Genomic DNA, 12,723 nt, shown 5'->3' with positions numbered 1-12,723 from the left:
TTTCACTCCAGTTAATTTGTTACTTTAGGGAGCTTAATTATAAATGCAGCTCCTTTTTCAAGTTCACTTTCAGCATATATCATACCCTTATGTTTATTCACAATGATATCATAGGAAATACTAAGACCGAGACCAGTTCCTTGCCCTTCCTTACAAGTAAAAAATGGCTTGAAAATTTTATCTAAATTTTCTCGTGGTATTCCTGGTCCATCATCATATATCCTTATGCTAATATAGTTTTCCTCTTCATACCCATTGAAATAGATATGACCTAATCCTTCTTTTTCCTCATGTTTAATAGCCTGTACAGCATTTATTACAATATTAAGAATTACTTGACCTATTTCTCCTTGGTTACAATACACCTCTGAGAGTTCTGGAACCAAATTAGTTATTTCTACAACCTTACTAGCTTCATTTCTAATCACTAGTAGTACTTGTTCAATTAGTTTGTCTATCCTACACCTGGCATTATTCTTTTGCGGGTTAATCCACGAAAGGTTTAGAAGAGATTGAACTATCTCTGATGCACATGTGAGGTCTTTTTGGGATTCTTCCACAATTGAGTCAACATTTTTTGTGACGTCTTTCATATTTAATTTCGAATGCTTATTCCTCACCGCTTCAATTATTTTTAAGGTATCTTCATCTTCAACTCTACTCGCTATCTTATCAAGACTATCTGTACTAAAGTCAATGTAATCCTTAACTATTTTATGATAACCCGATAATTCCTTTAATTGATTGTAAACATCACCAATCGGTGCATTAATATCATTGGCAACACCGGTGGCTAACTCACCAATAGCAGACATCTTTCCTGATTGAATTAAATGAAACTGGGTATCCTTAAGCAATGAATTTACTGTTTTCAGTTCATTATTTTGTTCTTTCATCATATCTAACATTTCTCTTAACATACGTGTATTATTTCTTGCCTTTTCTGCGGCATGTAACCTAGCTTGAAATTCTGTTATATCTATGGGCTTCAAAATATAATCGTTTGCGCCTAACTCAAAACAGGCTTTAAAGCTATCCTTGTCATTAAGCGAGGTCAACATGATAACTTGAATATCACGATAGAAATCATTGCTTCTTATTTGTCTTAATAAATCTATACCACTTAGTTCAGGCATTATAATGTCAAGCAAAAGAATGTCAATATTTTCTGCCTCTAAAATGCCCATTACCTTTGTCGGTTCTTGACAAAGAATGACATAATAATCTGTGAAACAATTCTTCAAAAAACCATCTGCTACTTTCAAATTCAATTTATCATCATCAACTACAAGCACTCTCATAGATCATCACCTCTGTTTTCATTGAATCAAGAAAAACGGCTATGTAAAATTAAACCTTTGACATATATCCGCCGCTTTTCCAATTGCATATATAATACTATCTTAGTTATCAAGAAAAACGGCTACGTAAAATTAAACCTTTGACATATATCCGCCGCTTTTCCAATTGCATATGTAATACTATCGTTATCAAGAAAAACGGGTATAGTGAAACATCATTCATTAGCTAGAAAAGTTTTAAATATCCATTTACCATCCATATCTATTATACCAATAAAATTACCACGTTTGGCAAATAATATTGAATCTGAAACAGGTGATATATTCTCACGGTCACTTGATTCATATAAAACCTTTCCTTTAAAGTCTATTATAGTACATATGAAGTTGTAATCATAGATGTATTCGGGTTCACTGGTTCCAACAATATAATCACCAAACGTATATGCCCATTCAAACTCTTTAGATGGTAGTTTCTCACCCTGATCATTATAAATGTTCATTCTATAGTAATCATTTGTATAGTTGGTAATTCCAAAAAACCCTTTTCCAATTTCAACAATTGACATATCATCGGTTATCGATTCTTGTAAAGTAATGTGTTTCATCGTTTTCGTATCCAAAATATTTGTAGTTGTATTTTGCCTTGAATATAAATAACTGGAATACACATGCGTAAATGGTTTGCCACTTTCATCTGTCAATAAATTTCCATCATAATCATAATACTCTTGGATATATGCTCCATTATTTTCTATATTTACAGTAAAGAAGTTCTCTTGGGTATATAATTCTTGACCTTCTTTTAATTGAAGCTCACAAAGCATCCTTAAATCTTCATTATAAATACGATAATGATTCCCTTCATGCTCTACTATCTTTTTATAATAGCTGTCAAAAAAGTATTCTTGTGATAGATTATCAAAAACTGGCTTTCCTTGAAGGTCATATAATGAGTTGTTACCATCAATATGATAAACCAATAAATTGTTACCGATTGCCTCAGCATCACAACCCTCTATTATGGTTATAACTTTACCTCCCTCTTCAAGTATAAGAACTTGGTTCTCCTCATAACTACTACAAATAAAATAATCCTCAGCCATCCTAAAGCTGTAATTAGAAGGATATTTAAATGGGATTATGACCTTACCTTCACTATTTATAACGCCGCTATTTTCATCTTGATCAATTACTTTGTAAAAATTTTCTGATATGGGAATCATATTGCTGTATTGGGGCTTAATACTCCAATCGAGTTTTTTGAAATCATATAATCCATAAAGATAACCTTCATTCGTATAAGTTCCCATGTATAGATTTTTATTGACATTCAATATCCCTGGTTGACCTAGCAACTCCACATTCTGAAATTGCTTAATCAACTCACCTTTACCACTTATTATGTAAAGATTATCAAAATACTGATTATAATAAATACCTTCAGAAATAACAGTCAAATCATTTCCCAAAAGAAATACTTCATCCATCTTTAATAAGCTTTTCTTAAGTATTGGTGTTTTATAGGAATATACCGCTGTTTTTGTTACATTTTCCTGCGTTGATTTCTTTGTGGATTCTTCAACATCCTTAAAGCTTTCTAAAAAGTCTTTTTTACATCCACTAAATGAAACAAGTGTCATACTAATTAGTATAATAAAACATGCAATTCTCTTCACACAGGTACCCTCCCTTTTCTATTCCATACTTACATAACCATTTTCGCTAATGAGTTGTTGTCCATCCTTAGAAGTTAGCCACTCAAATACTTGATATGTAGTTGAGTCTTTGTCTTCTTCTTCTCTTATGACAGCATAGAAATCCTTAACATGTGGATATTTTCCTGATTGAATCGTATCATTTTCAGGTATAACACCATCCACCGCTATAAATTTAAGCCCTGGTTGATCATACATATAATTTGCATAATAAAATACTGAATAGCCAATTGCATTGGCTTCGTTGTTATATTCCACAAGGGCATCTATTAGCATTCCCATTTCAGCTGGCTTTTGAAAGGTTGGCGCATCAGACATTTTCTCATCCTTCATGACTAAGCTCTTCATAAGAGCTTGACTACCTGATTCATCTGGTCGTTGGAATGCAATAATATCCAGATCCTCGCCATCCACCTCTGACCAGTTCGTAATGTTTCCATTATAAATATCCTTAATCTGCTCAGTTGTCAGCCCCTCAACTGGATTTGATTCATTTGTAATAAATACCAATGCATCTTTGCCAATTGGTTTGATGTTTAGTTTAACATTGCTTTTGTCTATCTCTTGTTGAATGCTTTCAGGTGCTGAATATACAATTAGAAGATCAACCTCTTTATTCATTAGTCGAACATATGAATTGCTTGTTCTAGTATGTTTTATTGCTACCTCCGCTTCTTCAGCGGCAGCACCTGTTAGCTGCATATAAGCCGCTAAAGATAATGGTATCGTAGCGGTTGAACCATCAACAACGGGATAGTCTTCCTTATCAATTACTAATTTTTCTTCACTCTTTTCTTCCTCAGGTTCATCCATTGTAGGCTTGGTTTTTTGGTCCTTGTTACAGGCCCCTAGCATAGTAATTAAAAGCATGATAATAAGTAGTGTTGCTGATATTCTTATTTTTTTCATAGTATCCTCCTCATATTTTACTCTTTTGTAGAATAATCATATCACTTTTTTACATTTATGACTATATAAAATTAGTGATAATTACTCCTAGTATTGCTGCAGCCCCTACACAATAAAACACATTAACTTTAAACTTCCATAATGCGATAAATCCACCTACAGCAATCAAAATAGTCCATATATCAATTAAGGCATTCGGAATTAAGGTTAGTATTGATGCTAAAATAGTTCCTATAACTGCTGCATTGATTCCTTTTAGAAATGCTTTTACCCATGGAATATTTTTTACTTTTTTTAAATAGGGCGCCGCAATTAAAATAAAAGCAAAGGATGGCAGGAAAATTGCAAAGCTTGCAACAAATGCTCCTAATACACCGTATACCTTGTAGCCGATAAAAGCAGAGGTAATCACTACTGGGCCAGGTGTAATTTGTCCAAAAGAAATTCCTGTTAAAAATTCTTGTTGGGTCATCCACCCTAGTTTTTCTACTACTTCTTGTTCAATAAAAGGTATGACGACTAAGCCTCCACCATAAATAAATGAGCCCACCTTAATAAAAAAGGCGAATAGTCTCAGTAGCCTTGAATCCAATGCAACGAAAGGAACAGCTATGAAACAATTTATTTTACTATTTTGACTTTTATAATAAATCAAAATCCCTAGTATACCTCCGACAATCAATACCAGAATCATATTTACCTTAACTAGATAAATAAGAAGAGCGCTTCCAATAAATATTAAAGTACCTTTCACATCATCAATAGACTTCTTACCCATTTTATAAAGTGCAGAACTAATCAATGCAATTACTACTGCATTTACTCCATATAGTATACCTTTTACTTGAGGAATTGCTCCGTAGTTGAAGTATAAGAAGCTTAGTAACGTGATTATTAAAAAAGCCGGTAAAATAAAAGCTATTCCTGCCAAAATTCCACCTAATACCCCACCTCTTACGTATCCCATATATATTCCTAATTGTGTTGATGCTGGTCCTGGTAGCATATTACAAACTGCTAAGCCATCTAAAAATTCTTCCTTTGAAGCCCACTTTCGTTTTTCAATCAATTCATCATCCATCATAGCGATATGTGCCATGGGTCCACCAAATCCGAATAACCCTATCTTAAGGAAATATAAAATTATTTCTTTCATAAAATACCTCGCTTTCCTTGTTTATTCTACCCTTTTTTTAAGTTTATCTTTCATTTTCATTGTTAGGTATATACTAAAATAAAGACTATTGAAAAAGATAAATAAATATGTTATATTAATATCGTAACTTGATATCGACTTTCGATATGTTAATTATATACAGAGGAGAATAAAAATGCAAGACCAAATTTTAAGAAAATTTTTCTTAGGCTTTATTCAAATTCATATACTTCATCATGCAAAAAAGAACCCCTTTTATGGTGCTTGGATGATAGAAGAGCTTAAGGAGCATGGCTATAATATGAGTCCCGGAACATTATATCCTTTACTTCACAGCATGCAAAAAAGCGCATTATTGCAGAAAGAGGTAATTACTGTTGATGGAAAAATTAGAAAATACTACAAAATAACCGAACTGGGTAATATTGTTTTAGAAGAAGCAAGAAAAAAAGCCTATGAATTATTTAAAGAGATTAAAGACTAATTACAAGGAGGACATTTTTATGTTTGTACTTAAAGATGTTAAATATAAAGACATTATCGATATTAAAGCACTTCAGATCCCCAAAAACAAAATCACTTGTATTATCGGCGAAAGTGGTAGTGGAAAAACTACTATCCTTAGACTTTTAAATAAATTGATCAGCTGTGATCGTGGAGAAGTTTTTTATGACAATCAATCACTTAAGGATATTAATTCTATTGAACTAAGAAGAAATGTTGTTATGCTTCCACAATCACCTGCTATTTTTTCTGGTAGCATAAAAGACAACCTATTGATTGGCCTGAAATTTGCTGAAAAGACATTTGTTTCAGATGATGAATTAATAGAAATATTAAAGCTTGTGAATTTAAAAAAAGATTTAAACGAAGATGCAGATAAACTATCTGGTGGAGAAAAACAAAGAGTAGCACTTGGAAGGGTAATTCTACTAAAGCCTGAAGTTCTATTGTTAGATGAGCCTTCTTCTGCACTAGATGAAGATACAGAGCATTTGATTTTTGAGGCCTTGGTAAAATATACAAAAGATAATAATAAGACGCTGATTATGGTTACTCATTCTAAAAAAGTAGCCCATCACTTTTCTGATCAAATTATTGAAATCAAAAATGGCATGCTCATTGATGAAGGGGAGGTTTAGCCGATGGATGGAGTAATAGATTTAAAATTGATGCAAATTGTTGCTGCATATGTTTTTATTGTAATCTTACTATTTATTGTAAGAGCAAGGGGCATTTCCAGAGAAAAAGAAATACTAATTTCTTCTGTTAGAATGACAGTTCAACTTATATTAACCGGTTATATTCTGGTTTATTTATTTAAAAATGCTAATCCAGTCTATACAATATTGGCGATATCATTTATGGAAGTATTTGCAATCCATAATATATATAAAAGAGCGAAAACGAAACTATCAAAATCCTTTAAAAGAATTATTGCTGTTTCCATGCTATTTGGCACATTATCAAGTCTTACCTATTTCTTATTTGTTGTAGTGAATATCACTCCTTGGTATAATCCTAGATACTTTATACCTATCGCTGGTATGTTCATAGGTAATTCAATGACAGGGATTTCATTGGGAGTATCAAGACTAGTAGATGGTATGAATACGCAAAAGCATCTTGTTGAATCCGCTTTAATGCTAGGTGCGACTCCCAAGATGGCTACTAAGGCAATCGTGGACAACGCCTTTGATTCTGCTATACTTCCAACAATTAATTCTATGGTGGGTATGGGGATTGTGTTTTTACCGGGGATGATGACGGGACAAATATTGTCTGGCACAGCACCTACCACTGCTATCGAATATCAAATAGCCATTATGCTAGGTATTCTTGGGAGTGTTGCATTAACGGTTATACTATTGGTTACTTTGGGGTATAAGACTTTCTTTAATGAGGAAAGTCAGTTGGTTATTGAGGAATAGGTAGCAATCAATTTAATTATTTATATAAAGCCCTATACTAGATTTTCAACCTAGGATATGGGCTTTTAATTTATTACATATGAAATACTACATTTTCTTAAATAGTTCTTATTCATTCGTCAAAACTAAAATCTACATCATCGGCATACTCATACCGCCCCCTGCTGGAGCTGGATCTGGAGCTGGAGCCGATGCTGGCATTGTTGTAGTCATAGTACTTCCAGTACCTCCACCAGACATTCCTCCCATATTCATCATTCCCATTCCACTCATACCTGATGAATTACTTGCAGGTGAGGATTGCATTTGCATACTTCCAGTACTATTCATCATTTGTTGCAATTGAGTTATTTGCAATTGTATTTGGTTAATTTGCAATTGCATCTGATAAAAATTGTTCATCATTACATTATTGTCTGCTTGCGAATAACCAATTGTTCCCATCCCACTCATATTTCCAGATGAATTCATAATAGTAGCATTACCATTCATCATTCCGCCTGAAGCATTATTCATATTACCCATCTGCTGCGATAGAATATCACCGTGTCCTGATGTACTACTTCCCGTAAAGCCATTAGGTGATAGAAACCCTAAAATTATGACTGAAATCATGATACCTATAAATGAAAATAACGCTAGCTTTAACCAATTATTATTTTGCATAAAATTACCTCCTTCATTTTTGAGTGATTTTTTGTTTATAGGTTTGAACATATATGTGATCAAGCCCATAGCTAACATGCCCAACCCTACAATAAGAAGTAAAATAAGAAATACCATATAAAAAGAACCAACATTACCTAAATTCACCTTTTTACCTCCGATTTTGTATTTAGCCAGATGATTGCTAGAAAGATCGTTCCAGCTAGTATAAATGGAAGCAAAATTACTATCGTTGCTGTTGATAAATAGTGGGCTGTTTTAAGAAATCCTTCGGAACTATGATGACTTGCTTGTGAATCTATATCTTGAGATTCTTCTATTTGATCTTGTTGTAGTATAAGCTCTCTGACTGTAATGTCTTGTAAATGCTCACCACTCATCATGTCTCCCATACTTTGTCCCATCATACTAGCAGGTGAAGTTGTACTAGATTTATTACCCCATAAGAAAAATATAGTTAAAAGAGTTATCATTCCAAAGAAAGCTGAAAGTTTTATAAAGGCCAACTTTTTTTTAACCACTATTTTTCCTCCTAGTAACTCTAATGAAAATACCCCCTGCTATGCCTATAAAAACAAGAGGGAAAGTAATTGATGTTGCGTTTAAAATGAAGCGTTTTAATTCTACATCTTGTTCAATAGTCATTGAAAGTCCCATTAATGACGTTTCCATAGCTTGCATCATTCCAGCCATATAGGCCATTACTTCTTGCTCAGATGGTTCAGGACTAAACTCAGATATTATAATGCTTGATATAAGGAAGAACATGGCGGTTGAAACAAACCATATAAATGTTTTAAACCATGCCTTTTGCATCATCGTCCTTTTTCCTCTCTTTAACCAAATTACATTTAACTAACTTCTTATTCCAAGTAAGTGCATGGCATTTTTCATATATATGCCATATAACACTTGCAACAACAACATAAGTTAACTTTTCGTGAATATATAGTGAAAAAGCTATAGCTGACATATTTGAATTTGTACCCATACACACCCAAATTATCACTCCTGTAATAATAAAAATTAAGGTTGTTATAAAGGTAAAGAGTTGATATCCACTTTTTCCGATAATCAACCATGCTAACTTTTTTTCATCATTCTTGATTCCACGTATTACTTCATAACCAATGGTTATAGATGTAAGAATTACAAATACTGCCGCAACTATACGATGTGTTAAATCTGCTGAAGAAATATCATAATTTAAAATCCAACCATACTTTACTCCTATCATTGCAATACCGCTAACGGCTAATATGGCAAATACAATTGTCCAAAGCCAATGAATGATAAAGTCAAACCTTGTTTTCACCCTATATTCTCCCTTACAGTGCCATCATTTTTTATTATTTTGGTTTTTGATCGGTTTTTATTTCTGTTTTTTGATCTATTTTTTGTTCAGTTTTTTGATCCATATTCGGGTTCGTAATGATTGATGCAACTGGACTTGTATTAACTGAACCTGCATTAACTTGATTAGTCGTTGCTTTTAGAAAATCAAAGCTTCCAGCTTCATATTGCTTCTTCAAATATGCAACTAAACCCAATATCAAAGAAATTATAAATACATAGGATAATACTTTAATTAAAAGTGATACAACTCCTGTTATGCCAAATGTGGTATTAAATCCATTCATATTTATACCTGATCCATTCATCATGCCTTGTCCATTTGCATAATTCATACTGTTTCCATCCATATTCCCCATACCATAACCATAACCCATACTAGGATTAACAAAATTGTTAAACACCCAACCTATAAGAACAATACCAAATACAACAACTGTAATACCAAATATTGCTTTTAATATTGGATCGTGATTGATTGCTTGAGAAATATTTATATGCGTATCTTTAAATAAATTGTTTTTAATCCACATTACAACTCCAACTACGATTGCTATTACAAGAACAATCATAAGAAATTTCACAAGTAAAACAAGTAAACTAGCTAAAAATCCATTTATAGAATTTCCATATGATCCAATTCCATTTCCCATCATATTTTCGTTCATAGCATTTCCACCTCCTGTAAATATATTAAATAGTAATCCAAATGCAATTGCTCCAAGTATTACGCTTAGTAAGTTTCTAATTATCCAATCATTTTTCATTATGTGCTTCATCCCCTTTCCGTAGGGCTGTGCTCTTCATAATCTCGATTGACAATTATATTTTTTTTGTTTTTCTTAAATAAACTTGATATTGCACCTAAGATACCTATAATTAATCCAGCCACCAAAACTATAATAACTAAATTAATTACTGTAGATATACTTATGTTTTCAAACATCCCATATCCCATATACCCCATATCATCTACACTTATTTGATTATTATATACAATGTTTTGTGCTTGCAATGTGGCTGATGTCATTTGAGTTGTAAAATCATTATTTAAACTTTTTAACAACGCCATACCCTGTGCCAGTTTATAAATGCCTTCATGAAGCTGCTTCATAGAATCATTGTTATAAGCATATCCGTTTTGTGATGCATAAGGGTTTATATTAATGAGCACTGAGGCTTGGCTTAACATTTCTACAGCATTTTCTAAATTTGTTTTATTCTTTAAAGCAGTGCTATATCTTAAAACATAGGTTTGATAACTTAACGGATTTGTTTCTACCATCATAGATTGTTCAATAAGATCATCATTTAATTCATTTATTGCTAAGACACCTTGTGCCATCGTAAATATACCACTATGAAGCTGTTGTAGTTTTCCTTGATCATAAACATAGTTATTGCTTTGATTCATGGTCATGCTGTCCATATTTCCCTGCATAGCATCTGTAGCGTTTACTTCGTTATTTGCAGAATCCGTATTGTTTTCTGACGGTCCAATGTTAACTGAACTGTTATCACTTGGATAGATATTGATTGTACCATTTCCTTGCTCTTGTCCTTGCATACTATCCATTTGCATTGAATCCTTTGAACTAGGCATTGTGGCTTTAGAATAAGGATCAATTGTAATTAATTCTAACGCCTGATCAATCATACCTATAGCTTGAGTCATTTTCTCCCTATTTTGCGCATCATAAGGATTTGGTAATGCAGGTTTAACATTTTCTTGAGCCGAATTATCCATGCCTTTCATATTCATATTGTCTTGATTCGTTTCTTCCATCTGAGCGTTTGGAGTAGTGTCAACACGTAATTGAAATATATCTCTCTCGAGAACGGCGTAACCAATATAAACTAAACCTCCTAAAATAACCAATATTACAAAGAAAGTAAACAACCCTTTTAAAAACTTCACCTTAGTGCCCTCCATCATAAAAGCAGTATGGATAATTTCAATCCCACTTATATTGTTATATATAAAACATAAAAATATACGATTATTTTCATAAAAAACCCTTTGTTATAATTTACCAGTTTTCTAACAACTTCTGTAGGTTTCTTATTGTCAATAAAAGAACGCAAAAAACACCCTGAATTTCGAAACTTAAAATTCAGGATGTCTATGTTAAATCATATGAAAGAGATGACTTACTATAAAGCTTTCGCAATTAACTTATTCCATTATTGTAACGCCATTTGGTGCTTTTCCTGCTGAAATAGTATCAATAACCGAGTTTGTTGCTGTATCAACTACTGTAATATTATTTGCACCTGTGTTGGTTACAAAAACTGTACTACCATCTTTTGAAATAGCTACTCCATGTGCTTTATCTCCCGCCGGAATAAAACTAATTACGGATTGGGTAGCTGTATCAATAACACTTATGTTATCAGATTCTGTATTTGCTACATAAATAAATTTGCTATCTGGAGTTGAAGATAGTTGTATAGGATTTTTGCCTACAGGAATCGTCTTAATTACTTCCAACGTCGCCGTATCAATAACCGCAACACTATGATCCTCATTTAAGGATACAAATACAAATTTACCGTCTGGAGTAGGTGCAACTTGCACAGGTTTCTTTCCGACCTCAATTGTTTTTGTTACTTGATTAGTGGCTACATCAATAACAGAAACATTATCGGAATCATTGTTTGCTACAAAAATATATTTATTATCAGATGAAAATCTTAAGCCATGAGGCATATAACCAACTGGGATTTTCGTCTCAATATTACCACTTGTGACATTAATCACGTATACATTTCCAGTGGTTTTCATATCCATATCATCTGAATCAGTTTCATCTTCTGCCATTTCATTAACAGTCACATAAGCAGTGCTTGAATCTGGTGAAAAAATGACATGACTAGGGCCTTCTCCTACACTTATTGTTTTAACTACAGAATTGTTAGATGTATCTATGGCTGAAACTGTGTTGTCCTTATTCTCCGCCACATAAACATACTTTCCATCTGGTGAAACTTGAACATTATGAGGTCCTTGACCAACTGAGATCGTTGTAGTAGTTTCCATGGTTGCCATGTTTATAACAGAAACTGTTGCATCATCTTCATTTGCAGTATATACAAAATACTCTGGCATATCTTCCTTTACCATATCATCTTCAGTCGTTGTTTCAGGTTCAACCTCTGGTTGGGTTTCTGAATTTGGGCTTGTCTGTTTTGGAGAACAAGCAACGGTCAAGATTATAGTGAATAATAAAACAACCACAAGAATTGTTTTTTTCATTTTAATACCTCCATAAATTTTTAATTATAGTATTCGAATTAATATAAATAGTATTCAAAACATTTACTTCATTTACTTCGTTCTTGCCCTTTTTGACTAATGACAGCTTGAGTTATTTTCTCCCGTACTTTCTTTTTTATTACGTCTCATCATTAATGGCATCATTATCAAATGCAGTAGTGGGCATAATAATATTGCAGCAAAACTTAACATACTTCCCCATGATGTTCCTTGAACCTTCCCTAAATATAGTACACCTAAAATAATAATTGGTATAGCACAGCAGAGAACCATTAAAACCTTATGAAGTTTGTTTTCTGCACAATGTTTATTCATTTTTTTGCCTCCTATTTTTGTTATGACAAGTATATGAAATATTTGTGTGGTTTTTATGAAGATTTCATTATAAGCAAAATATTTATAATAATGCATT

Annotated in this window: 15 protein-coding genes; 3 read left to right on the top strand and 12 right to left on the bottom strand. The window is 32.8% G+C overall.

Features of this window, described 5'->3' with window-relative positions; all coding sequences use genetic code 11:
* Positions 1 to 11: 11 nt before the first annotated feature.
* The 4 genes from CVU84_10370 to CVU84_10355 form a co-directional block, all read right to left on the bottom strand.
* Positions 12 to 1,301, bottom strand: coding sequence for a hybrid sensor histidine kinase/response regulator (locus CVU84_10370; GenBank protein PKM94466.1), 1,290 nt, complete (start codon positions 1,299 to 1,301; stop codon positions 12 to 14).
* Between the two features lie 215 nt (positions 1,302 to 1,516).
* A complete protein-coding gene (locus CVU84_10365; protein PKM94465.1) occupies positions 1,517 to 2,980 on the bottom strand; it encodes a hypothetical protein in 1,464 nt (487 codons plus the stop codon).
* 18 nt (positions 2,981 to 2,998) lie between these two features.
* The gene (locus CVU84_10360) at positions 2,999 to 3,928 is read right to left on the bottom strand and encodes a phosphate ABC transporter substrate-binding protein (protein ID PKM94464.1); all 930 of its coding nucleotides are present in this window, start codon (positions 3,926 to 3,928) and stop codon (positions 2,999 to 3,001) included.
* A 61-nt stretch (positions 3,929 to 3,989) separates the two neighbouring features.
* A complete protein-coding gene (locus CVU84_10355) occupies positions 3,990 to 5,084 on the bottom strand; it encodes a chromate transporter (GenBank protein PKM94463.1) in 1,095 nt (364 codons plus the stop codon).
* A 175-nt stretch (positions 5,085 to 5,259) separates the two neighbouring features.
* Between CVU84_10355 and CVU84_10350 the strand changes: the two genes are divergently transcribed.
* From CVU84_10350 to CVU84_10340, 3 genes are read left to right on the top strand one after another with little or no spacing between them, the layout of a single operon-like run.
* A complete protein-coding gene (locus CVU84_10350) occupies positions 5,260 to 5,568 on the top strand; it encodes a PadR family transcriptional regulator (protein PKM94462.1) in 309 nt (102 codons plus the stop codon).
* Positions 5,569 to 5,587: 19 nt separating this feature from the next.
* Positions 5,588 to 6,226 (top strand): ABC transporter ATP-binding protein, encoded by a 639-nt coding sequence (locus CVU84_10345; GenBank protein PKM94461.1) that lies wholly within the window; start codon positions 5,588 to 5,590, stop codon positions 6,224 to 6,226.
* Between the two features lie 3 nt (positions 6,227 to 6,229).
* On the top strand, positions 6,230 to 7,015 hold the full coding sequence (locus CVU84_10340; protein ID PKM94460.1) for an iron export ABC transporter permease subunit FetB: 786 nt from the start codon (positions 6,230 to 6,232) through the stop codon (positions 7,013 to 7,015).
* Positions 7,016 to 7,147: 132 nt separating this feature from the next.
* Here CVU84_10340 and CVU84_10335 read toward each other — a convergent pair whose 3' ends face one another.
* The 8 genes from CVU84_10335 to CVU84_10300 all read right to left on the bottom strand — a co-directional run bounded on the left by CVU84_10335 (position 7,148) and on the right by CVU84_10300 (position 12,722).
* Complete coding sequence (locus CVU84_10335; GenBank protein PKM94459.1) at positions 7,148 to 7,828, bottom strand: hypothetical protein; 681 nt, start codon at positions 7,826 to 7,828, stop codon at positions 7,148 to 7,150.
* Complete coding sequence (locus tag CVU84_10330; GenBank protein PKM94458.1) at positions 7,825 to 8,202, bottom strand: hypothetical protein; 378 nt, start codon at positions 8,200 to 8,202, stop codon at positions 7,825 to 7,827. Before CVU84_10330 ends, CVU84_10335 begins: the two co-directional genes overlap by 4 nt.
* Complete coding sequence (locus tag CVU84_10325; protein PKM94457.1) at positions 8,195 to 8,500, bottom strand: hypothetical protein; 306 nt, start codon at positions 8,498 to 8,500, stop codon at positions 8,195 to 8,197. Before CVU84_10325 ends, CVU84_10330 begins: the two co-directional genes overlap by 8 nt.
* The gene (locus CVU84_10320; GenBank protein PKM94456.1) at positions 8,478 to 8,996 is read right to left on the bottom strand and encodes a hypothetical protein; all 519 of its coding nucleotides are present in this window, start codon (positions 8,994 to 8,996) and stop codon (positions 8,478 to 8,480) included. Before CVU84_10320 ends, CVU84_10325 begins: the two co-directional genes overlap by 23 nt.
* 34 nt (positions 8,997 to 9,030) lie before the next feature.
* Entirely contained in the window at positions 9,031 to 9,801 is a 771-nt protein-coding gene (locus tag CVU84_10315; GenBank protein ID PKM94455.1) for a hypothetical protein, read from the bottom strand.
* Between the two features lie 8 nt (positions 9,802 to 9,809).
* A complete protein-coding gene (locus CVU84_10310; protein PKM94454.1) occupies positions 9,810 to 10,952 on the bottom strand; it encodes a hypothetical protein in 1,143 nt (380 codons plus the stop codon).
* Between the two features lie 258 nt (positions 10,953 to 11,210).
* Positions 11,211 to 12,290 (bottom strand): hypothetical protein, encoded by a 1,080-nt coding sequence (locus CVU84_10305; GenBank protein ID PKM94453.1) that lies wholly within the window; start codon positions 12,288 to 12,290, stop codon positions 11,211 to 11,213.
* Between the two features lie 96 nt (positions 12,291 to 12,386).
* Positions 12,387 to 12,722 (bottom strand): hypothetical protein, encoded by a 336-nt coding sequence (locus CVU84_10300; protein ID PKM94452.1) that lies wholly within the window; start codon positions 12,720 to 12,722, stop codon positions 12,387 to 12,389.
* Position 12,723: the final 1 nt, after the last annotated feature.

Source organism: Firmicutes bacterium HGW-Firmicutes-1 (assembly GCA_002841625.1).
Taxonomy (GTDB): Bacteria; Bacillota; Clostridia; order Lachnospirales; family Vallitaleaceae; genus HGW-1.
Note: the sequence above shows the minus strand (reverse complement) of the source record. Positions and strands in the feature narration are given on the sequence as shown.

What these genes read in the sequence shown, in the direction of transcription:
- CVU84_10325 (PKM94457.1), bottom strand. Translation starts at nt 8,500, where the DNA reads ATGATGCAAAAGGCATGGTTTAAAACATTTATATGGTTTGTTTCAACC.
- CVU84_10370 (PKM94466.1), bottom strand. Translation starts at nt 1,301, where the DNA reads ATGAGAGTGCTTGTAGTTGATGATGATAAATTGAATTTGAAAGTAGCA.
- CVU84_10355 (PKM94463.1), bottom strand. Translation starts at nt 5,084, where the DNA reads ATGAAAGAAATAATTTTATATTTCCTTAAGATAGGGTTATTCGGATTT.
- CVU84_10315 (PKM94455.1), bottom strand. Translation starts at nt 9,801, where the DNA reads ATGAAAAATGATTGGATAATTAGAAACTTACTAAGCGTAATACTTGGA.
- CVU84_10360 (PKM94464.1), bottom strand. Translation starts at nt 3,928, where the DNA reads ATGAAAAAAATAAGAATATCAGCAACACTACTTATTATCATGCTTTTA.
- CVU84_10340 (PKM94460.1), top strand. Translation starts at nt 6,230, where the DNA reads ATGGATGGAGTAATAGATTTAAAATTGATGCAAATTGTTGCTGCATAT.
- CVU84_10300 (PKM94452.1), bottom strand. Translation starts at nt 12,722, where the DNA reads ATGCATTATTATAAATATTTTGCTTATAATGAAATCTTCATAAAAACC.
- CVU84_10345 (PKM94461.1), top strand. Translation starts at nt 5,588, where the DNA reads ATGTTTGTACTTAAAGATGTTAAATATAAAGACATTATCGATATTAAA.
- CVU84_10350 (PKM94462.1), top strand. Translation starts at nt 5,260, where the DNA reads ATGCAAGACCAAATTTTAAGAAAATTTTTCTTAGGCTTTATTCAAATT.
- CVU84_10305 (PKM94453.1), bottom strand. Translation starts at nt 12,290, where the DNA reads ATGAAAAAAACAATTCTTGTGGTTGTTTTATTATTCACTATAATCTTG.